This is a genomic window from Streptomyces sp. NPDC090025, from assembly GCF_044748125.1.
In the GTDB taxonomy this organism is placed as follows: domain Bacteria; phylum Actinomycetota; class Actinomycetes; order Streptomycetales; family Streptomycetaceae; genus Streptomyces.
On sequence record NZ_JBIVFL010000023.1, the window covers coordinates 1 to 22,172 of the forward strand.

General features: G+C 73.3%; 20 protein-coding genes. 14 read left to right on the top strand and 6 right to left on the bottom strand.

Annotated features, from left to right (window positions below; all coding sequences use genetic code 11):
• Nucleotides 1-591 precede the first annotated feature (591 nt).
• The 5 genes from ACIPXM_RS33990 to ACIPXM_RS34010 all read left to right on the top strand — a co-directional run bounded on the left by ACIPXM_RS33990 (nucleotide 592) and on the right by ACIPXM_RS34010 (nucleotide 5,532).
• The gene (locus ACIPXM_RS33990) at nucleotides 592-2,682 is read left to right on the top strand and encodes an FUSC family protein (RefSeq protein WP_401663589.1); all 2,091 of its coding nucleotides are present in this window, start codon (nucleotides 592-594) and stop codon (nucleotides 2,680-2,682) included.
• A gap of 122 nt (nucleotides 2,683-2,804) precedes the next feature.
• A complete protein-coding gene (locus tag ACIPXM_RS33995; protein WP_401663591.1) occupies nucleotides 2,805-3,368 on the top strand; it encodes a hypothetical protein in 564 nt (187 codons plus the stop codon).
• Nucleotides 3,369-3,580: 212 nt separating this feature from the next.
• Nucleotides 3,581-4,255, top strand: coding sequence for a SigE family RNA polymerase sigma factor (locus ACIPXM_RS34000; RefSeq protein ID WP_401663593.1), 675 nt, complete (start codon nucleotides 3,581-3,583; stop codon nucleotides 4,253-4,255).
• On the top strand, nucleotides 4,252-5,082 hold the full coding sequence (locus ACIPXM_RS34005; protein WP_401663595.1) for a hypothetical protein: 831 nt from the start codon (nucleotides 4,252-4,254) through the stop codon (nucleotides 5,080-5,082). Before ACIPXM_RS34000 ends, ACIPXM_RS34005 begins: the two co-directional genes overlap by 4 nt.
• 237 nt (nucleotides 5,083-5,319) lie before the next feature.
• Nucleotides 5,320-5,532 carry a DUF397 domain-containing protein gene (locus tag ACIPXM_RS34010; RefSeq protein ID WP_401663780.1) on the top strand — a complete coding sequence of 71 codons (213 nt, stop codon included), beginning with the start codon at nucleotides 5,320-5,322 and terminating at the stop codon, nucleotides 5,530-5,532.
• A 144-nt stretch (nucleotides 5,533-5,676) separates the two neighbouring features.
• On the opposite strand, the gene ACIPXM_RS34015 is transcribed toward ACIPXM_RS34010, so the two are convergent.
• Nucleotides 5,677-6,258 carry an ATP-binding protein gene (locus ACIPXM_RS34015; protein WP_401663597.1) on the bottom strand — a complete coding sequence of 194 codons (582 nt, stop codon included), beginning with the start codon at nucleotides 6,256-6,258 and terminating at the stop codon, nucleotides 5,677-5,679.
• A 335-nt stretch (nucleotides 6,259-6,593) separates the two neighbouring features.
• Here ACIPXM_RS34015 and ACIPXM_RS34020 point away from each other — a divergent pair, with 335 nt between their 5' ends.
• From ACIPXM_RS34020 to ACIPXM_RS34050, 7 genes are all read left to right on the top strand, one after another.
• On the top strand, nucleotides 6,594-7,466 hold the full coding sequence (locus tag ACIPXM_RS34020) for a helix-turn-helix domain-containing protein (RefSeq protein WP_401663599.1): 873 nt from the start codon (nucleotides 6,594-6,596) through the stop codon (nucleotides 7,464-7,466).
• A gap of 101 nt (nucleotides 7,467-7,567) precedes the next feature.
• A complete protein-coding gene (locus ACIPXM_RS34025; protein ID WP_401663601.1) occupies nucleotides 7,568-9,058 on the top strand; it encodes an aldehyde dehydrogenase family protein in 1,491 nt (496 codons plus the stop codon).
• 170 nt (nucleotides 9,059-9,228) lie between these two features.
• Entirely contained in the window at nucleotides 9,229-9,786 is a 558-nt protein-coding gene (locus tag ACIPXM_RS34030) for a DinB family protein (protein WP_401663604.1), read from the top strand.
• Between the two features lie 73 nt (nucleotides 9,787-9,859).
• On the top strand, nucleotides 9,860-10,504 hold the full coding sequence (locus ACIPXM_RS34035; RefSeq protein ID WP_401663607.1) for a PadR family transcriptional regulator: 645 nt from the start codon (nucleotides 9,860-9,862) through the stop codon (nucleotides 10,502-10,504).
• A 117-nt stretch (nucleotides 10,505-10,621) separates the two neighbouring features.
• Nucleotides 10,622-11,593, top strand: coding sequence for an ATP-binding cassette domain-containing protein (locus ACIPXM_RS34040; protein ID WP_401663610.1), 972 nt, complete (start codon nucleotides 10,622-10,624; stop codon nucleotides 11,591-11,593).
• Nucleotides 11,590-12,357, top strand: coding sequence for an ABC transporter permease (locus ACIPXM_RS34045; RefSeq protein WP_401663613.1), 768 nt, complete (start codon nucleotides 11,590-11,592; stop codon nucleotides 12,355-12,357). The genes ACIPXM_RS34040 and ACIPXM_RS34045 overlap by 4 nt, the downstream gene beginning before the upstream one ends.
• A gap of 100 nt (nucleotides 12,358-12,457) precedes the next feature.
• Nucleotides 12,458-13,774 (top strand): WD40/YVTN/BNR-like repeat-containing protein, encoded by a 1,317-nt coding sequence (locus ACIPXM_RS34050; RefSeq protein ID WP_401663615.1) that lies wholly within the window; start codon nucleotides 12,458-12,460, stop codon nucleotides 13,772-13,774.
• A 26-nt stretch (nucleotides 13,775-13,800) separates the two neighbouring features.
• Here ACIPXM_RS34050 and ACIPXM_RS34055 read toward each other — a convergent pair whose 3' ends face one another.
• From ACIPXM_RS34055 to ACIPXM_RS34065, 3 genes are all read right to left on the bottom strand, one after another.
• A complete protein-coding gene (locus ACIPXM_RS34055; protein ID WP_401663618.1) occupies nucleotides 13,801-15,234 on the bottom strand; it encodes a glutamate decarboxylase in 1,434 nt (477 codons plus the stop codon).
• Nucleotides 15,235-15,307: 73 nt separating this feature from the next.
• Nucleotides 15,308-16,606 (bottom strand): ion channel protein, encoded by a 1,299-nt coding sequence (locus tag ACIPXM_RS34060; RefSeq protein ID WP_401663620.1) that lies wholly within the window; start codon nucleotides 16,604-16,606, stop codon nucleotides 15,308-15,310.
• A 107-nt stretch (nucleotides 16,607-16,713) separates the two neighbouring features.
• A complete protein-coding gene (locus ACIPXM_RS34065; RefSeq protein WP_401663623.1) occupies nucleotides 16,714-17,088 on the bottom strand; it encodes a YbjQ family protein in 375 nt (124 codons plus the stop codon).
• A 200-nt stretch (nucleotides 17,089-17,288) separates the two neighbouring features.
• Between ACIPXM_RS34065 and ACIPXM_RS34070 the strand changes: the two genes are divergently transcribed.
• Nucleotides 17,289-18,008 (top strand): DedA family protein, encoded by a 720-nt coding sequence (locus ACIPXM_RS34070; RefSeq protein WP_401663625.1) that lies wholly within the window; start codon nucleotides 17,289-17,291, stop codon nucleotides 18,006-18,008.
• 74 nt (nucleotides 18,009-18,082) lie between these two features.
• Here the strand turns inward: ACIPXM_RS34070 and ACIPXM_RS34075 are convergent, their stop codons facing one another.
• Together ACIPXM_RS34075 and ACIPXM_RS34080 are read right to left on the bottom strand one after the other, a co-directional pair.
• Complete coding sequence (locus ACIPXM_RS34075; RefSeq protein ID WP_401663628.1) at nucleotides 18,083-19,756, bottom strand: threonine/serine exporter ThrE family protein; 1,674 nt, start codon at nucleotides 19,754-19,756, stop codon at nucleotides 18,083-18,085.
• A gap of 181 nt (nucleotides 19,757-19,937) precedes the next feature.
• Nucleotides 19,938-20,429, bottom strand: a complete 492-nt coding sequence (locus ACIPXM_RS34080) for an inorganic diphosphatase (RefSeq protein ID WP_401663631.1) — start codon at nucleotides 20,427-20,429, stop codon at nucleotides 19,938-19,940.
• A gap of 107 nt (nucleotides 20,430-20,536) precedes the next feature.
• Between ACIPXM_RS34080 and dacB the strand changes: the two genes are divergently transcribed.
• Complete coding sequence (dacB, locus tag ACIPXM_RS34085; RefSeq protein WP_401663633.1) at nucleotides 20,537-22,108, top strand: D-alanyl-D-alanine carboxypeptidase/D-alanyl-D-alanine-endopeptidase; 1,572 nt, start codon at nucleotides 20,537-20,539, stop codon at nucleotides 22,106-22,108.
• The last annotated feature ends 64 nt before the right edge of the window (nucleotides 22,109-22,172 follow it).

Genomic DNA, 22,172 nt, shown 5'->3' on the forward strand with positions numbered 1-22,172 from the left:
GGGGGGGGGGGGGGGGGGGGGGGGGGGGGGGGGGGGGGGGGGGGGGGGGGGGGGGGGGGGGGGGGGGGGGGGGGGGGGGGGGGGGGGGGGGGGGGGGGGGGGGGGGGGGGGGGGGGGTGTTCCGGGGGTCACGTCCGGGACTGCATGATTTACGGCGCGGTGAGGCCCTGAGAGACCTTGAGGTCCTGTTCCCGCGCCACAAATCACGCTTTACGTCCCGGACGCCACCCCCTGCACACCCCCCGCACCCCCGTCCCGGCCCCGCCCCTTTGTGGAGGGGTGCCCGCACCCTTGTGGGGGGTGGGGAATGGGGGATGAGGGGTGTGCAGGGGGTGGGGCCCCGCGCCTCGGGGTGAGGGGACTGGGGGAGGGTGGGTGGGTGGGTGGGTGGGCGCCCCGGGGTGGGGGGATGCGGTGGGCGGGGCGGCGCCCGTATCGAGCGGGAGGGTGGGTAGGGCCGCCCGTTGGTGAGGGGGAGTGGGGGCTTTGGGCTGAGGCGGTCGTGACCTCGGACTCTGGCTGGGTGCTTGGTATGTGCGCTGAACATGGCTAATGCCGTTTTTGCCCTGCATCGCGGCTACGCTCGTGCGTATGAGCTGGCTCCGCGCGCTGAAGGAGACCGCGCGCTCGGGGCTCTCCGTCGAGCGGCGGCGGTTGGAGCCCGCCGTGGCCGCGCGTGGGGCGTTGGGGCTCGCGCTGATCGTCGGGGTGTCGCTCGCGCTGTTCGGGCCCGGGGTCGCCGTGTCGTCCGCGTTCGGCGCGTTCCAGGCCGCCATCGCCACCTTCCAGCGGTCCTACCGGCCCCGCCCCACCCTCGCCCTCGCCTCCGGCGCCAGCCTCGCCGTCTCCACCTTCCTCGGCTATCTCACCGGCGCCCACCCGGCCCTCTTCCTCGCGCTGCTCGCGCTCTGGACCTTCCTCGCCGGGCTCGCCTGGGCCGCCGGGCCGACCGTCGGCATCATCGCCTCCTCCAACGTCGCGATCATGCTGGTCACCGTCACCCTGCCCACCTCCGTCGGCCAGGCCGCCGGACACGCCGCCATGATCGCCGTCGGCGGGCTCGTGCAGGCCGGGCTGATCGTCCTGATGCCGGTGCGCCGCTGGGGCGCCCAGCGGGACGCCCTCGCCGACGCGCTCGCCGCCGAGGCCGACTACGCCCGCCGGCTGCGCCACGACCCCACCGCCTCCTTCGACCCGGTCCCGCTGATGACCGCCCGCAGCGCCGCCGCCGTCACCCCCCGCCAGGCCCGCCGCAGACCCGCCGAGCTGCACGGCGCCCGCGGCCTCGCCGAGCGGATCAGACCCGTCCTCGCCTCGCTCGCCGACCCGGCCGTCGGCGCCCCCGCCGAAGGCCCGCAGCGCGACCGGGTACGGGAGCTGCTGGCCGCCGCCGGTGAGGTCCTGGACGCCTGTGCGCGGGCCATCCGGCACGGCGAACCGGTCGACCTCGCGCCCGCCGCCGTCGCCGCCCTGCGCACCCCCGACACCGGCGCCCTCCTCACCGGCGCCCCCCGGCGCGCCGCGTCCCGGCTCGCCGCGCTCCTCGGCGACGTCGTCGAGACGGCGGAGCCGCGTACCGAGACCGCGTCCGAGGCCCGCAGCCGCCCCACCCTGTTCCGGCTGCTGCCCGTCGCACTCGCCAAGATGCGCGCCGAGCTCCGCCACGACTCGCCGATCCTGCGGCACGCCATCCGGGTCACCGCCGTCGCCACCGCCGGGTACGTCATCGGCTCCGCCCTCCCCCTCGGCCACGGCTACTGGGCGCCGATGGCCTCCGTGATGGTGATGCGCCCGGACTTCTCGCAGACGTACGCGCGCTCCGTCGCCCGCTTCGGCGGCACCCTCATCGGCGTCACCCTCGCCACCGCCATCGTCCAGACCGCCCACCCCGGCACCTGGCTCTCCGGCGGCCTCGCCGTGCTCTGCGCCTTCGGGATGTACCTCCTGATGCGTACGGGCTACGCCGCCAGCCAGGTCTTCGTCGCCGCCTACGTCGTCTTCCTCATCGGCATGGAGGGCGTCGGCGTCACCCAGACCGTCCGCGACCGGGTGCTGCTCACCCTGCTCGGCGGGCTGCTCGCGATGCTCTCGTACGCCGTCTACCCCGCCTGGGAGACCCCGCGGCTGCGCGGCCGACTGGCCGACTGGCTCACGGCGGACGGGCGGTACGCCACCACCGTCGTCGGCCACTACGCCGAACCCGCCGGACAGCAGTGCCCCGACGTCCGCGAGGCCCTGCTCGGCACCCGTACCGCCCGGATCGCCTGGCAGGACGGGCTCACCCGGGCCACCCACGAACCCGTCCGGCACCGCGGCCTCTCCCGCGCCGCCGCCGACGACGCCGAGCACGCCCTCGCCCAGTTCGGCCGGGTCGCCATGCTCCTGGAGGCGCATCTGCCCGAACGCGGCGCCCCGCCCGTGCCGGAGGCCGCCGCCCTCGCCGCCGTGCTGAGCGAGGTCACCGAGCGGGGCGCCAAGGCCGTACGGGAACGCAAGGCACCGCGCTGGGACGAGCTGCGCGACCTCGTCGAGGCATGGGAGCGCGGCGAGGGCGCGCCCGAGCACTTCCTGCTGCGCAAGGGCGCGGTGCTGCTCCTGGACGCGCTCGACGAGCTGGGCGCGGCCCTGGAGCCGCCCCGGTCGGCCGCCGCCCCCGCGAAGCCGGTCGCGACTCCTCGTTAGGGCCCGACGGTAGGGCCCGACCGGCTCCGCGGCCGAGAAAACTTTCGACGGCATGTCATCCAGTCGGTGGCGTCGCGGAGTTGGGAAGGGTGAGTACGTCTCGTCGAACGAGGAGCACCCGCATGAAGAACCACCTGCGGGCGGTGGCCGTCCTCGCCACCGTCGCGCTGGGCACCGTCCCCGGGGCCGTCGCGGTCGCCACGGCCGCACCCGTCTCCGTGGCCGCCGCGCCCGCGTCGGCGCCCGCGCCTGTGGCCGCCATCGCCGTCGCCAAGCCCGTGCCGCCCGTCCAGGTCGTCCGCTCCGGCGAGCGGATCGATGCCGGGCGCGGCTTCACGGTCTGGCTGACCGAGGAGGGCAAGCACTGGCTCACCCCCGACGGCACGGAGAACTTCCGCAGCGTCGTCGACGGCAACATCGACCCCTCCCGGCCCGGCGTCAGCCACCAGTCGGAGGGCACCGCCGCCGCCACCTTCCACTCCGGGCTCTTCTACGGAACCAAGAAGGCGGGAAAGGTCGTCCTGACCGACGCGGCAGGCCGTAAGACCTCCGCGACCCTCCTCGAACTGCCGGGCCGGCCGGGCTGGGGCGTCTGGTACGCCCACCGGGCGGGTTCGGTCGACGGCGTCGGCGTCAGGCTGTACGACCGCGACGGGCGTCTGCTGGCGGAGCTTCCGCCGTTCTGACGGCCGACCGCGGTGACGGACCGGACACGGCGGCGCGGCCGGTGGCAGGGCCCGGCACGGGGCGGGCCCTGCCCCCTGACCGTCCGACGAGCGCGAGGTCCGTCACCGTGTCGAGAGAACACGAGCCAGGCGAGTCGGCCGCGGCAGGCGCGTCAGTTGCGCCGGCCGAGTCGATCGAGCCGGTCGAGTCGACTGAGCCAAGTCGCCTTGGAGTGCGCGGCCTTGGATCGAGAGACCTTGAGTCGAGAGACCTTGAGCCAGGAGACGTTGAGTCGAGAGATCCTGGGGCGAGGGATCCGGACGAGGGGGCCGACGGGTTCGGGGAGTTCGCCGTCGCCGCCTGGCCGCGGCTCGTGCGCACCGCGCAGCTCCTCACCGGTGACTTCCACGAGGCGGAAGACCTCGTACAGACCACCCTCGCCAAGGTGTACGGCCGTTGGCGCCGGGTCCCGCGCGAGGAGCTCGACCTGTATGTGCGCCGCGCCCTCATCAACAACAATCTGAGCCGGCTGCGCCGCAGACGCGTCGTCCATCTCCTCACCCCGGTGCTGCCGGAGTCCCTGCGGCACGCCACCGCCGGGCACGCCGAGGCGGTGGAGCGGCGCACCGCGCTGTTCGCCGCGCTGGCCGAACTGCCCGCCCGGCAGCGGGCGGTGATGGTGCTGCGGTACTGGGAGGACCTGAGCGAGCCGGACATCGCCGCGGTGCTCGGCTGCTCCCTCGGTACGGTCAAGACCCACGCCAGGCGCGGTCTCGCCGCGCTCCGCGCGCATCCGGGCCTCGCGCTCCCGCACCCCGGTGCCGACTCCGGTGATGTTCACGGTGATGTTCCCGGTGGCGTTCCCGCTGTGCCGTCCGCCTCGTCCACTCCCGGAGCCCGTCGATGACCGTCCCCGACCCCGCGTCCGTACCCGAAGCCGAATCCGCGCCCGAATCCGCGCCCGAATCCGCGCCCGAATCCGCGCCCGAACAGGGCGTCGACGAGGAGCTGCGGGCGGTCTTCGCCCGGGCCGCGCACGACGTCACGCCCGGGCCCGCTCCGCTCGCCGCCGTGCGGCGGGCGGGGCGGGCCCGGCGGCGGCGCCGGACGGTGGGGGTGGCCGCCGGGCTGCTGCTCTCGGTGTCCGGGGCCGCGGTCGCGGCCGAGGCGCTGCTGCCGGGCGGGCCCGCGACCACCCTCGCCGGCCCGACCGGCGCCGCGTCCGGATCCGCCCCGGTGCGGGTCGCGCAGCCCACCGGGCCGCCGACCGCGACCTCGGCGCCCCGGCTGCCCCGGACCACCGAGGTGCGGGTGGTGCGGCCGGGGCAGCGGGTGGACCTGGGGCGGGGGTGGAAGGTGTGGCTCGATGCCGAGGGCAAGCACTGGTCGGGGCCCGACGGGTACGAGAACACCCGCAGTGTGACGGACGGCAACCTGGACCTGGCGCGGCCGGGGGTCTCGTACCAGGGGGAGGGTGATCAGGCCCGCGTCCTGCACTCGGGGGTCTACTACGGCACCCGCGCGGCGGGCCGGGTGGAGGTGCGCCACCGGGACGGGCGGACGGCCGACGCGGTCCTGCTCGAACTGCCGGGCCGGCCCGGGTGGGGCGTCTGGTACGTCTGGACCGCCGGGTCGCGGGAACCGGCGGAGACCCCGGACGTGTCCCTCTACGACCGGGGCGGGCGCAGGCTCGCCGTGCTGTCGGGGACCCCGGGCGACGGGCCCGTCGGGTAGTCGTCCATGATCACTCAGGTGATCGCTCACGCACCGTCAACATGCGGTGGTGAAAGGGGTGTTTCGTCCTGTCCGGCGGTAGCACGCTGAGTCGCGTAGTCACTACGCCACCCCTCGTGCACGTGCATCTGCTCATGCAGTGGCATGTGAACAGAGCTATGATCCCAGGCAGTTGACACCTGCACCAATCACCTCGGGGAGCTACCAGTGCATCACGCGCATCACGCGTACAACGGCATGGCGGCCACGGAGCTTCGTGGTGTCGTGTGGCAGAAGAGTCGGCACAGCAACTCCCAGGGCTCCTGCGTGGAGTTCGCCAAACTGCCCGGGGGGAACGTCGCGATGCGCAACTCGCGGTTCCCCGAAGGCCCCGCGCTCGTCTACACGCCCGCCGAGATAGAGGCGCTGCTGCTCGGCGTCAAGGACGGGGAGTTCGACCACCTGGTGTGACCCGCCCGGGCCCGGAGGGACGGGCGCGGCGGAGGGACCGGGGACAGCGGAGGGTCCCGGTGGCCGTAGCCACCGGGACCCTTGCGCGTACGTCCGTGTCCGTACCGCCCACGGCCGGCGTCCCGGCCGAGCTCTCGGCGCCGCTCATTCCGGTCCGAGCCGGAACAGCGCCCACACCACCTTGCCCTGGAGGGTGCCCGCCAGCGGGTGCCAGCCCCAGCTGTCGCTGAACGCCTCCACCAGGAACAGCCCGCGCCCCGACTCGGCGGCGAAGTCCTCGTCGCACTCCCGCGCCTCCGGGCCCTCCTTGCTGGGGTCGCGCACGGCGCAGACCAGGCGGGACGCCCAGCGCATGAGGTGCAGGCGGACGGGCGGATTCAGGCCGTCCTCGGGCTCCCCCGCACCGTCCTGATCCGCACCCGGCGCACCCGGCGCCGCACCCGCCACCCCACCGGCCGGCGCGCCGGGGCCCGTCGCCAGGGCCGGGGCCAGCGCGGTGTGCCGCAGCGCGTTGGTCACCAGTTCGGAGACGACCAGGGCGACGTCGTCGAAGCGGTCCGCGAGATCCCAGTTGCTGAGCGTCCGGCAGGTGAACCGCCGGGCGCCGCGCACCGCTTCGTAGCGGGGCGGCAGGGCGCAGGACGCGGAGTTGGAGACGGTCGCGGGATCGATCGGCGGAAGTCCCTGCCGTAACGGCTCGAGCATGGTCGATCCATTCGTCCCCATGCGAAGCACTCCCGGGAATCGCGACTGTGGTGCGACAACTGTGCGACAACGGTGCGGCAACACGAGCAGCGAGTACGCGGCTGCGCGAGCACCATGGTTCCGAATGCGCGCAAGGGATGCAAGGGCAGATGCACGTGCACGCGCCGGACCTGTCCGCCCTCATGCCGAATCTGTGCATAAGTCGTCCGCCGGTCGTGCCGCATCCGGCCGAAGCTGCCCGGAACCCGCCCTCTATCCGTAATCGAATGTGTACGCGCTGAAGCGTTTAGTGGCAGAATCCGGGGCTCGACGGGGGCTCGAAGCGAGAGCAGCACCGTGAAGGGGAGGCTGGAGCCGTGACCGCAGGCGAATCGGGCGGGGCGAGCGGGAGCGTGGTGCGGCGCATCCTGCTGGGGTCCCAGTTGAGGCGACTGCGCGAATCGCGCGGCATCACCCGGGAAGCAGCCGGCTACTCGATCCGTGCGTCCGAATCCAAGATCAGTCGTATGGAGTTGGGAAGGGTGAGCTTCAAGGCCAGGGACGTCGAGGACCTGCTCACGCTCTACGGCGTCAGCGACGACTCCGAGCGCGGCTCGCTGCTCGGGCTCGCCCGCGAGGCGAACGTCGCCGGGTGGTGGCACAGCTTCGGCGACGTGCTGCCGGGCTGGTTCCAGACGTACATCGGCCTGGAGGGCGCCGCCTCGCTGATCCGCATCTACGAGGTGCAGTTCGTCCACGGCCTGCTCCAGACCGAGTCCTACGCCCACGCCGTCGTCACCCGCGGCATGCCCGGCGCCCCGCACGCCGAGATCGAGCGCCGGGTCGCGCTCCGCCTGGAGCGCCAGAAGGTCCTCGTCTCCGAGAACGCCCCCCATCTCCACGCCGTCCTCGACGAGGCCGCGCTGCGCCGCCCGTACGGCGACCGGGCCATCATGCAGGGCCAGTTGAGGCATCTCATCGAGATCTCCGAACACCCCAACGTGACCCTCCAGGTGATGCCCTTCAGCTTCGGCGGCCACGCGGGCGAGAGCGGCGCCTTCACCATGCTGAGCTTCCCCGAGTCCGACCTTTCGGACGTCGTCTATCTGGAACAGCTGACCAGCGCCCTGTACCTCGACAAGCGCGAGGAGGTCGGGATGTACGGGCGGGTGATGGAGCGGCTCCAGAAGGACAGCCCGGATCCCGCGGAAAGCCGTGATCTTCTCCGCGGACTCCTTCAACTCGGCTAATACGTCAGTACGATGACGAGACATCAGTGAGGCGGCTGTGGCTCGACACGCGACGGCCGTCCGTGCCGACGTCCGCCACCGCGGGTAAGGGGTCTCGTTCCATGGCGTCTCCAGCTCCGTCCTCGGGCTCGTCCTCGGACTACTTCACCGAACTCGCGCACCAGTACATCGACGGCGAGTGGAAGCCCGGCAGCGGATCATGGGACATCATCGACTTCAACCCGTACACCGGTGAGAAGCTGGCCGCCATCACCATCGCCACCGCCGCCGAGGTCGACCGCGCCTACCGGGCCGCCGAGCGCGCCCAGGCCGCCTGGGCCGAGACCAACCCCTACAGCAGGCGCCTGGTGTTCGAGCGGGCGCTGCGGATCGTCGAGGACCGCGAGGAACTGATCGCCGACGCGATCGTCGCGGAGCTCGGCGGCACCCGCCTGAAGGCCGCGTTCGAACTGCACCTGGCGAAGGAGTTCCTGCGCGAGGCGATCCAGCTGGCGCTGCGCCCCGAGGGCAGCATCCTGCCCTCCCCGGTGGACGGCAAGGAGAACCGGGTCTACCGCCTCCCGGTCGGTGTCGTCGGCGTCATCTCCCCCTTCAACTTCCCTTTCCTGCTGTCCCTGAAGTCCGTCGCCCCCGCGCTCGCCCTCGGCAACGCCGTGGTCCTCAAGCCGCACCAGAACACCCCGGTCTGCGGCGGCACCCTGGTCGCCAAGGTCCTGGAGGACGCCGGACTCCCGGCCGGACTGCTCAACGTCGTCGTCACCGACATCGCCGAGATCGGCGACGCGCTGCTCACCCATCCGGTGCCCAAGGTCATCTCCTTCACCGGCTCCGACCGCACCGGCCGCCACGTCGCCACCGTCTGCGCCCGGCACTTCAAGCACGCCGTGCTCGAACTCGGCGGCAACAGCGCCCTGATCGTCCTCGACGACGCCGACATCGACTACGCGGTGGACGCGGCCGTCTTCAGTCGTTTCGTGCACCAGGGCCAGGTCTGCATGGCCGCCAACCGGATCCTGCTGGACCGCGCGGTCCAGGCCGAGTTCACCGAGAAGTTCGTCGCCAAGGTGCGGACCCTGCGCGTCGGCGACCCGGCCGACCCCGCCACCCACATCGGCCCGCTGATCAACTCCCAGCAGGCGGAGGGCGTCGTGAGCCTGGTCGACCAGGCCGTCGCGGGCGGCGCCACCGCGCTGCTGCGCGGCACGGCCGAGGGCTCGCTCGTCTCCCCTTCCGTGCTCACCGACCTCGCCGCCGACGCGCCGATCCTCGGTCAGGAGATATTCGGCCCGGTCGCGCTGCTCGTGCCGTTCGACGGCGAGGACGAGGCGGTGCGGATCGCCAACGACACCCCGTACGGGCTCAGCGGCGCCGTCCACACCGGTGACACCGAGCGCGGGGTGCGGATCGCCAAGCGGATCCACACCGGCATGATCCACATCAACGACGGCACCGTGCACGACGAGCCGATCGTGCCCTTCGGCGGCGAGAAGCAGTCGGGTGTCGGGCGGCTCAACGGCGAGGCGATGATCGAGGTCTTCACCACCCGGAAGTGGATCTCCATCCAGCACGGCCGCAGCCGTTTTCCGTTCTAGGTCCGCTTCTCCCGTTCCCCGGGTCCCCGTCGGATCCGGCGGTCCGCCGCCTTCTGTGGCGACGGTTCGTCGTCGGCGGGGCATTGCGGACCGTATCTGTCCGCAATGCTTCGTAGCGTGGTCCGTGTCGAGGGGGAGAGCAGATCCCCCCGCAACGGAAGGCGGCAGTCATGGTGGCATTCGTTCCGGCCGAGCAGCCCGGCGACGAGCGCGGTGCGTTCCTCAACTTCCTCCAGGTCCAGCGCGAGGCCGTCGTCCGGGCCGCCTTCGGGCTCACCGACGAGCAGGCGTCCGGCCGGCCCAGCGTCAGCGCGCTGAGCCTCGCCGGGCTGATCAAGCACCTCGCCGAGGCCGAGCTGAACTGGCTGCGGCTCGCTCAGCAGCGGCCGAACGAGCGCCAGAGCACCGAGGCGGACTGGGAGGACGGCTTCCGGCTCGTCGGCGACGAGACGGTGGCCGGGGTGGTCGCCTTCTGGCAGGGCGTGGCGGCCGAGACCGAGGAGTTCGTCCGGTCGGTGCCGAGCCTCGGCGACACCTTCCCGCTGCCGCCCGCGCCCTGGTTCCCGGCCGACACCCGGGTCTCGGTCCGCTGGATGCTGCTGCACCTCCTGGAGGAGTTGGCCCGGCACGCCGGGCACGCGGACATCATCCGCGAGTCCCTGGACGGCAAGGGCTCCTACGAGCTGATCGAGCGGGAGGCGGCGGCCCGGACGGCGACGGCCGGTTGACGCGGACCGGCCGCTCGTGCCCGCGCCCCCGGCTTCGCCGTACCCTGGTCGAAAGTCCAGGGAGGTCCGTGGGATGTCGGCGATCCGCCTACTCGTGCTGGGCGCGGTCAAGCAGCACGGCCGTGCCCACGGCTACCAGGTGCGCAACGACCTGGAGTTCTGGGGCGCGCACGAGTGGTCCAACGCCAAGCCGGGCTCGATCTATCACGCGCTCAAGCAGATGGCGAAGCAAGGACTTCTTGAGGCGGACGAGATCGCGCCGAGCACGGCGGGCGGGCCGCCGCGCGTCGAGTACGAGATCACCGAGGCGGGCCGGGCCGAGTTCCTGAGGCTGCTGCGGGCCGCGCTGTCCACGTACGAGCAGCAGGCCGACATGCTCTCGGCGGCGGTCGGCTTCCTCGTCGATCTGCCGCGCGCGGAGACGGTGGCGCTGCTGCGCGAGCGGGTGCGGGCGCTTGAGGCGTACCGGGAGACGGTCGTCTCGTACTGGACCCCGGAGGGCGGCCCCGAGGACTTCGGGCACATCGGCGAGATCATGAACCTCTGGCTGCACTCGGCCGACAGCGGCCGGGCGTGGACGCTGGGCCTGATCGAGCGGATCGAGGGCGGCGCGTACGTGTTCGCGGGCGAGGGCGAGCCCTTCGTGGGCATCCTGCCGGAGGGTCAGGAGAACCCGTACGCCACCGGGCCGCATCCCGGCGACGCGGCGATGCGCTGAGCCGTCGCGTCGATCGGAACCCCTCTTAATCAAGTTTGACTAGTCGCTCGCGCGGGCATACCCTTCCCCGTCGCGGTAGTGGTCAAATTTGACTACGGACTTTTCTGGAGGAATCGGATGTCAGTGGAGGACGCGATCCTCGTGACGGACGCCCACAAGCGCTACGGCGAGAAGAAGGCGCTCGACGGCCTCGACCTGGCCGTCCGGCGCGGCACCGTGCACGGCCTGCTCGGGCCGAACGGTGCCGGGAAGACCACGACGGTACGGCTGCTCGCCACGCTGCTCCGCCACGACGCGGGCGAGGCCCGGGTGGCCGGGTACGACGTGCGGCGGCAGGCCGCCGAGGTGCGCCGCAGGATCGGACTGCTCGGGCAGCACGCGGCGCTCGACGAGGAGCTGTCCGGGCGGCAGAACCTGGAGCTGTTCGGCCGACTGCACCACCTGGGCGGGCGCGGCGCCCGGCTCCGCGCCGACGAGCTCCTGGACCGGTTCGGCCTCGCCGACACCGGCCCCAAGGCCGTCCGGCGCTACAGCGGCGGCATGCGCAGGCGGCTCGACCTGGCCGCCTCGCTGATCACCGAACCCGAGGTGCTGTTCCTCGACGAGCCGACCACCGGGCTCGACCCGCGCGGGCGCGGCGAGGTCTGGGACTCGGTCCGCTCCCTCGTCGGCGGCGGCACCACCGTGCTGCTGACCACCCAGTACCTGGAGGAGGCCGACCAGCTGGCCGACCGGATCTCGGTGGTCGACGGCGGCCGGGTCGTCGCCGACGGCACCCCCGACCAGCTGAAGAGCCGGGTCGGCCGGGACCGGATCGACGTGGTCGTACGGGACCGGGCCCGGCTCGACGAGGCGCTCGCCGCCCTGCCGTTCCCGCCCGCCCACGCGGACCTGGACCGGGACCGGGGCCGGATCAGCGCCCCGGTGACCGACCGGATGGCCTCGCTCGCCCGGACCGTACGGGCCCTGGAGGACGCCGGGATCGAGGCGGAGGACATCGCGCTGCGCCGCCCGACCCTGGACGAGGTCTTCCTCAGCCTGACCGGGAACACGGCGAAGAAGGACGACATGACGGAGGTGGCGGCATGAGTTCCGTGGCGTACGCGGTCGGCGACTGCGTGACCATGACCCGGCGCGAGCTGGCCCACTGGGCCCGGCAGCCGGTGCAGGTGGTGGTCGGCCTGGCCTTCCCGGTCATGATGCTGCTGATGTTCGGCTACCTGGTCGGCGGCGGCCGGGCGGTCGAGGGCGACTACGTCGACTTCCTGGTCCCCGGCATGTTCACGCTGACCATGGTGTTCGGCCTGGAATCCACCATGACCGCGATCACCAGGGACCTCGACAAGGGCGTGATCGACCGCTTCCGCGCCATGCCGATGGCCGACGGCGCGGTCCTCGTCGGCCGCGCGGCCGCCGACATGCTCCAGTCGACGGTCGGCCTGCTCCTGATGATCGCCGTGGGGTACGCGATCGGCTGGCGCGCCGACGGCGGCCTCGGCGCGTTCCTCGGCGCGGTCGGGCTGCTGCTCCTGCTGCGGTTCGCGATGCTCTGGATCGGTATCTTCCTCGCCCTGGTCGCGGGGCGGCCGGAGCTGGTGACGGCGGTGCAGATCCTGGTCTGGCCGGTCGGATTCCTCTCCAACGCCTTCGCCTCCCCGGACGCGATGCCGGGCTGGCTGGGCACGGCCGTCGAGTGGAACCCGATGTCGGCGACGGCGACGGCGGTCCGCGACCTGTTCGGCAACCCGGGCGGCGCGCCCGGCTGGACGACCGCCGCGGTGCTGTGGCCGCTGCTGCTGCTCGCGGTCTTCTTCCCGCTGGCGGTACGGAAGTTCGGCCGACTGGGTAGGTAGCGACCGAGCGGCGAACGGCGAACGGCGAGCGACAGGCGGTACGGCGAGGGCACGGGGTACGGGGCGGGCACCGGACGGCGGGCGGCGAGGGGCGGCGGCTATGGGCGGCGGGGCGGGGACGGTTTCGCGGGGCGCGCGGCGGGCCCGTACGGCACGGCTCGGGGTACGGGCAGGGGCACGGCTCCGGTTACGGCTCGGAGTACGGGCGGGGGTCGCCGCGCTCGTCCTGGCCGCGCTCGCCACCGGCTGCACCGAGGGCGCCCCGGGACCCGGGCCCGGGCCCGTCCCCGCCCCCTCCACGGCGCCCCTGCCCGTACCGCCGCGACCCACGGACGTCGACGGGCCGGTACGGATACCGTCCGCGCCGGAGCTGCCCGGGTGGGCGCACGACGTGGATCTGGCGGCGGACGGCAGCGGCTTCGCGCTCCTGACGGCCTGCGTGACGGACGAGGCCGCCGGGGCGAGCCCGGGCAGCGGCTTCTGCCGTCAGCCGGTCGTCGCGCTCGACCGGGGCGCCACGGCCTGGGCGCCCCGCCGCAGCCCGCTGCCCGAACGGCCCCCGAACGGCGGGGTGTCGGCGGGCCTCGTCTCGCTCGGCCCGGGGCGGGCGCTGATCGAGGACGGCGGCGGGGACACCCCGGAGCTCACCTGGTTCACCGAGAACGGTGGCCGCACCTGGCGGACGGTGGACCGGCGGGCGATCGGCACCGCGCCGACCGTCCCCACCGACGCGGCGCTCGTCGTGGAGTGCGTGTCGCCCGCCGGGGCCGCGCCCGACAACTGCGCCCGCGAGCGCGTGGTCCTGATCTCGCCCGCCGACGGCCGCCGCCGGGCCCTCGCCCACCAGCCCGCCCTCGGCCCGCACCCGCGCCCCGCGCGCGGCCGCGAGCCGGACGGCTCCTGGTGGGTCACCGGCACCGACCCCGCGTCGGGCCGCCCGGCCGTCGCGTACTCCCGTGACGACGGCCGGAGTTGGACCGTACGGGCGCTGCCGAGCCGGAGCCGTACCGCACGCGGGCTGGCGGTGGTGGTCGGACCCGACGCGGTGTACGCGGCGGAGACCGGCGAACTCGACGGCGGCGAGCCCGAGTTGAACGGGCTCCTGGCGCTCTACCGGTCGACCGACGGCGGCCGGAGCTGGACCCTGGTCCGGGCCACCGGGCCGACCGGCGAGCCGCGCTCGCTGTCCGGCCTCCCGGTGCCCGGCCCCGGTGGCCGGCTCCGCCTCTACGGCTCCAGGGGCGGCTACGAGAGCACCGACGGCGGCCGCACCTTCCGGCCGACCGGCGAGGGCACCCGCTGGGTCCGCCGCACCGCCGCCGGGCTGCTCCGCGAGGGCGGCCAGTGCCAGTGGGCGACCACCAGGGACGGCGTCAACTGGTCGGAGTTCCAACTCGCCTGCGAGGACAGCCCGTAGAGCCTGGAGCGGCCTTCGCGAGGTGCTCAGTGGTGGAAGCCGGTCGCCGCCTCCTTGTCGTGGGTCGACGGGGCGGACTGGGCGCGCAGTTCGGGCAGCAGCCGCTCCAGGTCCTCCACGAGCAGGTCCGCGAGGTCGGCGGAGAAACCGTTGCGGCACACCACCCGCAGCACCGACAGGTCCTCGCGGTCCGGCGGGAAGGTGTACGCCGGGACCAGCCAGCCGCGTTCGCGCAGCCGCCGCGACACGTCGAAGACGTCGTACGCGGTGACCTCGGGCGCGGTGGTGAACGCGAACACCGGCAGCTGGTCGCCGCGGGTGAGCAGCCGGAAGTCGCCCAGCGCCTCGATCCGTTCGGCCAGGCCGCGGGCCACGTCCCGGCTGGTCTGCTGGACGGCCCGGTAGCCCTCCCGGCCGAGCCGCAGGAAGGTGTAGTACTGGGCGACCACCTGGGCGCCGGGCCGGGAGAAGTTGAGCGCGAAGGTCGGCATGTCGCCGCCCAGGTAGTTGACCCGGAACACCAGCTCCTCGGGGAGTTCGGCGGCCGACCGCCACAGCGCCCAGCCGACCCCGGGGTAGACCAGGCCGTACTTGTGGCCCGAGGTGTTGATGGAGGAGACCCGGGGGAGCCGGAAGTCCCAGCGCAGGTCCTCGTCGAGGAAGGGCGCGATCATCGCGCCCGAGGCGCCGTCGACATGGACCGGGATGTCGAGCCCGGTGCGTTCCTGGAGCGCGTCGAGGGCGGCGCAGATGTCGGCGACGGGCTCGTAGGAGCCGTCGAAGGTGGAGCCGAGGACGGCGACCACGCCGATGGTGTTCTCGTCGCAGAGCGCGACGGCGGACTCGGCGTCGAGGTGGAAGCGATCGCCCGACATCGGCACGAGCCGGGCCTCGACCTCCCAGAAGTTGCAGAACTTCTCCCAGCAGACCTGCACGTTGGCGCCCATCACCAGGTTGGGCCGGGCGGCGGGGTAGCGGTCGGCGTTCGCGGTGGTCCAGCGGCGCTTGAGCGCCATCCCGGCGAGCATGCACGCCTCGCTGGAGCCGGTGGTGGAGCAGCCGACGGCGGCCTGCGGGTCGGGCGCGTGCCAGAGGTGGGCGAGCATGGCGACGCAGCGGCGCTCCAGTTCGGCCGTCCGCGGGTACTCGTCCTTGTCGATCATGTTCTTGTCGCGGCACTCGCCCATCAGGATCCCGGCCTGGGGTTCCATCCAGGTGGTGACGAAGGTGGCGAGGTTGAGCCGCGAGTTCCCGTCGAGCATCAGCTCGTCGTGGACCAGCTGATAGGCGCTCATCGGCGGCAGCGGCCCGTCCGGGAGCCGGTGCCGGGGCGGCGCCTCGGTCATCCCGCCGACCGGGTTGGCCTCGCCGAGGAACGGGTTGAAGGCGAGCCTGCGGTACGGCTCCGTCTCGCGCTCCCGCTCCTTGTCCTGCTCGTCGGGTCCCTGGTGCAAGGCCATCACGGTGCTCCTTCTCGGCTCTCGGGTCTCGGGGGCTCGGTGTCGCGTGGGGGTTCCGGTTTCGGGTGTCGGGTCAGCGGCGGGCGCCGCCGGTCTCGTCGAGTTCCAGCTGGGGGCGGCCGGTGACGATCAGCCAGGCGGGCAGCGAGGCGAGGGTGAGGACCACGAGCATCGCGGGCGAGGCGGCGAGCACCGCGCCGGTGAAGAGGCTCACCCAGCCCTGCCGGGTGGTGGCGAGCAGCACCCCGAGCACCCCGGAGGAGACCGCGACCGCCGGGTGGACCTCGGTCACCAGGGCCTGCGCGCACAGCCCGAAGGCGGCGCCGACGAAGACGGCGGGGAAGATCCGGCCGCCGCGGAAGCCGCAGGACGCGGCGACGACAAGGGCGATCAGCTTCACCGCGGCGAACTTGGCGAGTTCGCCGGAGGACCAGGAACCCAGGTGTTCGCCCAGCTCCTTGACCTCCTCCAGGCCCTTGAACAGCGTCAGGTGCCCGCCGAGCGCGCCGAGCAGACCGAGCAGCAGACCACCGAGCGGCAGCATGATCATCGGGTGCTTGAGCCGTCCGAAGGCCCGGTGCACGTACGGGAAGGCGTAGCAGCCGAGCAGGCCGAAGGCGGCGGCCAGGCTGGCGATGACCATCGCGGCGAGCAGGTCGTCGATGCCGGGGTCGCTCAGTGTCGGCAGGCCGAGGTCGAAGCTGGGGTGGGCGAGCAGTTGGGTGGTCATGGCGCCCGCGCCGGCCGCGACGAGCGGGGCGAACAGCCGGTCCCACAGCGAGCCGGGCCCGGCCTTCCGGGTGAGCGCCTCGGACAGCATCAGGGCGGCGGCGACCGGGGTGCCGAACAGGGCGCCGATGGTGCCCGCGGAGGCGAGCGCCACCCACAGCGCGCCGGGCACGGCGGGCGCGGCGCGGCGGCCCAGCCAGTAGGCGAGGGCCACGTTGGCGCCGATGATCGGGCTCTCCGGGCCGAGGCTCACGCCGCCCGCCAGGCCGAGGGCGCTGGCCAGGAGCAGTCCCGGCACGATCCCGGGGGCGAGCGGCGGGCCGCCGAGCCCTTCGGTGGCGGGGTCGGGCCCGGCGTGCCCGTACACCTTCCAGACCACGAGGCCGACGGCGATGCCGGTGGCCGTCAGGACGGTGATCATCCAGAGCGCGGAGTAGCCGCCGATGCCGAGCGCGTCGGGGACGGTCTCCCACAGCACGTCCTGGAAGCGTTCGGAGAGCGCGCTGATGCCGATGAAGAGCAGACCGGACCCGACTCCGACCACGAGCGCGGGCAGGATCTGGGGGAGCAGGATCCGTACGGGCGCCTCGGGCGCGGGGGATTCGATGGCCACCGCCCCACCATAAGTGGGCAAATGCCGCATGACATCCCGAGATTGGGGTGTGGCGGCGGCGGGTTCGGGGCGGCGGCGGTCCGGGGGCGGGGCCGGGGTCGGGGCCGGGGTCGGGTCCGGACCCGAGGCGCCCGGGCTCAGGTGTGGGGTTGCGGTTCGATGATCACGGCGGTGCCGTACGCGCAGACCTCCGTACCGACGTCCGCCGCCTCCGTCACGTCGAAGCGGAACATCAGGACCGCGTTCGCGCCGCGCGCCCTCGCCTGCTCGACCAGCCGTTCCATCGCCTGGTTGCGGGTCTGCACCAGGGTCTTGGTCAGCCCCTTCAGCTCGCCGCCGATCATCGACTTCAGACCGGCGCCGATCTGGCTGCCCAGGTGCCGGGACCGGACCGTGAGCCCGAAGACCTCGCCGATCACCTGTCTGACCTGGTAGCCCGGCACGTCGTTCGTCGTGACGACCAGCACATCCGCCTGCGCGGTCTGGCCGCCGCCGTACTCGTCGATGCCCATCCGCATCCACCTCCTGCGGCTCAGCCTGGCGGCGGCCGGGCCCCCGCGCATCCTGGAGGGGGCCGGGTGGACCCCGGGCCGCGGCCTCAGGTGGAACCCGGGACGTTCACCTTGCGTTGGTAACTTGGGGCAGCAGTCCCGTACGACGACCCCCCGTCGGCCCATCCCCGCCCCCACCGACCGCAGGAGCCCGGAAGCCCGTGAACACGCTTGCCCTCGGACCGAGCTGGCTCGACCCGGACTATCTGATCGGGACCTTCGGCCTGATCGGCGTCCTCGTCATCGTCTTCGCCGAGTCCGGACTTCTGATCGGCTTCTTCCTGCCGGGCGACTCGCTCCTGTTCACCACGGGCCTGCTCGTCACCACCGGCAAGCTCGACACCCCGCTGTGGCTGGTGTGCACCCTGGTGGTCGCGGCGGCGATCATCGGCGACCAGGTCGGCTACCTGTTCGGCCGCAAGGTCGGCCCGGCGCTGTTCAAGCGCCCGGACTCCAAGCTGTTCAAGCAGGAGAACGTCGAGAAGGCCCACGAGTTCTTCGAGAAGCACGGCCCGAAGTCGCTGATCCTGGCCCGCTTCGTGCCGATCGTCCGCACGTTCACGCCGATCATCGCCGGCGTCAGCAAGATGAACTACCGCTCGTTCATCACCTTCAACATCATCGGCGGTGTGCTGTGGGGCGCGGGCGTCACCCTGCTCGGCGCCTCCCTCGGCAAGATCGACTTCGTGCACAAGCACATCGAGATGATCCTCGTCGGCATCGTGCTGATCTCGGTCGTCCCGATCATCATCGAGTTCCTGCGGGCCCGCTCCCACGCCAAGAAGGCCCGCGCCGCCGAGGCGGCCGAGCAGGACGGCCACCACGACGCCCCCGGCACCCCGAACCCGCCGCTGGAGCGCGGCCGCCACGCCAAGCGCTGACATGGGTCTGTGAGGCGTATGCGAAGGGCCCCGGGAAGAATCCCGGGGCCCTTCGCATACGCCTCACAGACAGGTCAGAAACCGCGCGTCCGCTTCGCCGCGCGGCGGGCCGACGCCGGGCCCGGGGCCTGGATGAAGAAGCGGGCCAGCTCGCCACCGAGGTTCACGCCGATCGCGATCGCCAGCGCCAGCGCCGCCGCCTTCGCCAGCGACGCGAAGCCCTGGTCCAGGTTGTTCTGGGCGATGGCGAGCACCCCGAAGTACGTCGCCGAACCGGGCAGCAGCGGGCCGATCGCCGCCGTCACGTACGGCAGCGACGAGGTGTGCTGGTAGCGGGCCATCAGCTGGCCGAAGAGGCCCACGAGACCGGCCGCCACCGCCGTCGCCATCACCGTCGAGCCGCCCGCCGTCACCGCGATCGACGCGTAGATCACCCAGGCCACGCCACCGTTCAGGGTCGCGAACAGCACCGTCGCCCGCGACTGCTGCAGCAGGATCGCGAAGGTCGCGCACAGCACCATCGACGCCGCCGTCTGCACCAGCGGCCGTTCCACCGGCCGCAGCGCGCCCTCCGGGTTCAGCTGCGCCCCGAACTGCACCGCCAGGTACAGCACCGACAGCACGCCCACCACGATCGCCACGAAGAAGTAGCCGACCTCCAGGAGCCGGGCCGAGGCCGTGATGTAGAAGCCGGTCAGACCGTCCTGCACCGCCGCCACCAGGGCCCGTCCCGGGATCAGCGCGAACAGGCCACCGGTGATCACCGCCGACGGGCGCAGCTCCGCGTGCGCCATCGTCAGCGCCACACCCACCGCCGCCGGGGGCATCGCCGCCACCAGGAACTGGTAGAACTCCGGCAGTCCGCGCCCGGCGCACAGCCACGCCAGCCGGTCGCCCAGCATCGCGCCGAGCGCCGCCACGAAGAACACCGTCGGACCGCCGCCGAGCAGCACGGACGCCGCCCCGGCGAGGACTCCCGCCGCCGCCGTCAGGAACCAGCCCGGGTACGGGTGCCGGTTGCGGCGTATCTCGGCGAGGCGCCGGTACGCCTCCTCCGGCGACACGTCGTGCTCGGGGTCGTTGATGTCCGCGAGCAGGTGGTACACGCCCTCCAGGCGGGTGTAGTCGGTACCCCGGCGCCGTACCGTACGGTTCGCCGTCACCGGGTCGTCCACGAGCGACGGCTGGTAGGTGACCGACAACAGGGTGAACGTGACCGTCGGCTCGCAGCGGTCCAGACCGTAGCTGCGGCAGATCGCGAACATCGCCGCCTCGACGTCCTCCGCGCCCTCGCCGCCCGCGAGCAGCAGCTCGCCGATACGCAGGGTCAGGTCGAGCACGCGGGGCACCGGCGGCCCCGACTCGTCGGCCTTGCGGGACGCCTCCGGCACCGGCCGGTCACCGACCGGCAGCCGCAGCATGGTCCGCATCCGGTCCTGCCAGGGCGCGTCCTGCGGCAGCTTCACCAGCGGGGTGCCGTACGCGGGGGTGAACGCGGGCGGCGACGTCTTCGACGAATACGTCGACGGGGTCGCGAAGGCGGAACCTTCCTGCTCCGCGGGCGGCTCCGGCGCCAGCCCGTCCGGAAGGGCGAACTCCGACGTCGGATGCTCTTCCTCGGGCGGCTCCGGCGGCGCCACCCCGACCGGCGGCGCGAACGCGCTGCGCGCCTCGTCCGACTGCGGCTTCCGGTCCTCCGGAGCCTCGTCCGGAACGTCCGGCTTCGCCACCACTCTCTCCGCCCTCATCCTGGCCTGCTACCCACGTCAAGGCCAGTATGTACGTGCGAAGGGCGGCGCACCTCAGCAGGTGCGCCGCCCTCGCAGGTCAGCGGTCCGGAACCGACCGGGATCAGGCCCGGGCCGGGGTCCGGGTCAGGAGGTCAGGGGCGAGGAACGCCCCGGAACCGGTCCCGGCCGGACAGGTGGCTCAGTGGCCGCCCGTCTCCTTGAAGCGCTTGTACGACTTCTCGATCTCGACCTCGGCCTCGGCGCGGCCGACCCAGTCGGCGCCCTCGACGGACTTGCCGGGCTCCAGGTCCTTGTAGACCTCGAAGAAGTGCTGGATCTCCAGGCGGTCGAACTCCGGCACGTGGTGGATGTCGCGCAGGTGCTCCATCCGCGGGTCGGTCGCCGGGACGCACAGCAGCTTGTCGTCGCCGCCGGCCTCGTCCGTCATGCGGAACATGCCGATGGCGCGGCACTTGATGAGGCAGCCCGGGAACGTCGGCTCGTCCAGGATGACCAGCGCGTCCAGCGGGTCGCCGTCCTCGCCCAGGGTGTTCTCGACGAAGCCGTAGTCCGTCGGGTAGGCGGTCGAGGTGAAGAGGCGGCGGTCCAGGCGGATCCGACCGCTCTCGTGGTCGACCTCGTACTTGTTCCGCGACCCCTTGGGGATCTCGATGGTGACGTCGAACTCCACGGGTGGATCTCCTCCTGAATCAACACATGTCAATGCCTCGCGACGACGCGCGGTGGTTAAGTGTCTCTCACGCACGCTCTTGATCGCGAAATGGGGCTGGTCATCACATGCCGGAGCCGAGAACCTGGCAGTACGTGGCGGGCTCCGCCGTGCTCGGTCTGGCCCTGGCCACCGGGGCGGTGGCCGCCGCCGGTCCGTGGGACTCCGGTCAGCGTAAGGCCGAGCGCGCCGCCGCGGTCCTCGCCGACGGGCGAGGTGGCGTACATCACGCCGGACCCCCCGCCGCCGCCCCGCACCGCCCCGCCCCCGCACCCAGCGCCCCCGGCGTGCTCCGCGCCCTCGGCGCCGCCACCGCACCGGCCGGGACGACCACCCGTACGGGCGACGACCTCGCCGCCCGGCTCGTACCGCTGCTCGCCGACCCCGGCCTCGGCCCGCTGCGCACCGCGTCCGTGGTCGACGCCGTGACGGGGAAGCAGCTGTACGGGGAGGGCGCGGGCACCCCGATGACGCCCGCGTCCACCGTCAAGATCGCCACGACCGCCGCCGCGCTCTCCGCGCTCGGCCCCGACCACCGGATCGCCACCACCACCGTCGCCGCCCCGGACGGCCGCACCGTCACCCTCGTCGGCGGCGGCGACCCCACCCTCGACCGGGCCCGCCTCAAGACCCTCGCCGCCGACACCGCCCGCGCCCTGCGCGCCCGGGGCGTCACGGGACCGGTCCGGCTCGGCTACGACACCAGCCGCTACAGCGGCCCCGAGCTCCACCCCATCGGCCCCAACGAGAACATCGCCCCGGTCACCGCCCTGATGACCGACGAGGGCCGCCTCGACCACAGCACCAGCGGCCCCGCGCCGCGCTCCGCCGACCCGGCGGGCGACACCGCGAGGACCTTCGCGGGACTGCTCCGCGAGGCCGGGGTCCGGGTCGAGGGCGAGCCGACGCACGGCCGGGCGCGGGACGCGGCGAAGCAGCCGACGGAGGGCGCGAAGCCGTCGAACGACGCGAAGCCGACGGCGGGCGCGCAGCCCACGAAGCCCGCAGGCCCCACCGGACCCGCAGGCCCCACCGGCTCCACCGCACCCCCGCCCGCGAAAGCCCCCGCCCCCGCGCCCGCGCTCCTCGCCCGTACCGACTCCGCCCCCCTCGCCGACCTCGTCGAACGCACCCTCACCCACAGCGACAACGACCTCGCCGAAGCCCTCGCCCGGCAGACCGCGCTCGCCCGCCACCAGCCCGCCAGCTTCGCGGGCGCGGGCAAGGCCGTGCACGCCGAACTCGCCCGGCTCGGCCTCCCGCTCGCCGGCGCCCGCTTCGCCGACGGCAGCGGCCTCGACCGCGCCGACCGGGTCTCCGCCGCCCTGCTCACCGGCATCCTCACCCGCGCCGCCGACCCCGCCCGCCCCGCCCTGCGCCCGGTCCTCACCGGCCTGCCCGTCAGCGGCTTCAGCGGCACCCTCGCCGGACGCTTCGGCGACGGACCCGCCGCCGCCGGCGCCGGACTCGTCCGCGCCAAGACCGGCACCCTCACCGGCGTCAACACCCTCGCCGGAACCGTCGTCACCCCCGACGGACGGCTCCTCGCCTTCGCGTTCCTGGCCGGCCGCACCACCGCCCCCGACGCCGCCCAGACCGCCCTCGACCGGCTCTCCGCCGCCCTCGCCCCACCCCGCTGACCCGCCCGCCGGGGCACACCGGACAGGCCCTAACCCTCACCGAACCGCCGCCGAGAACGTACGG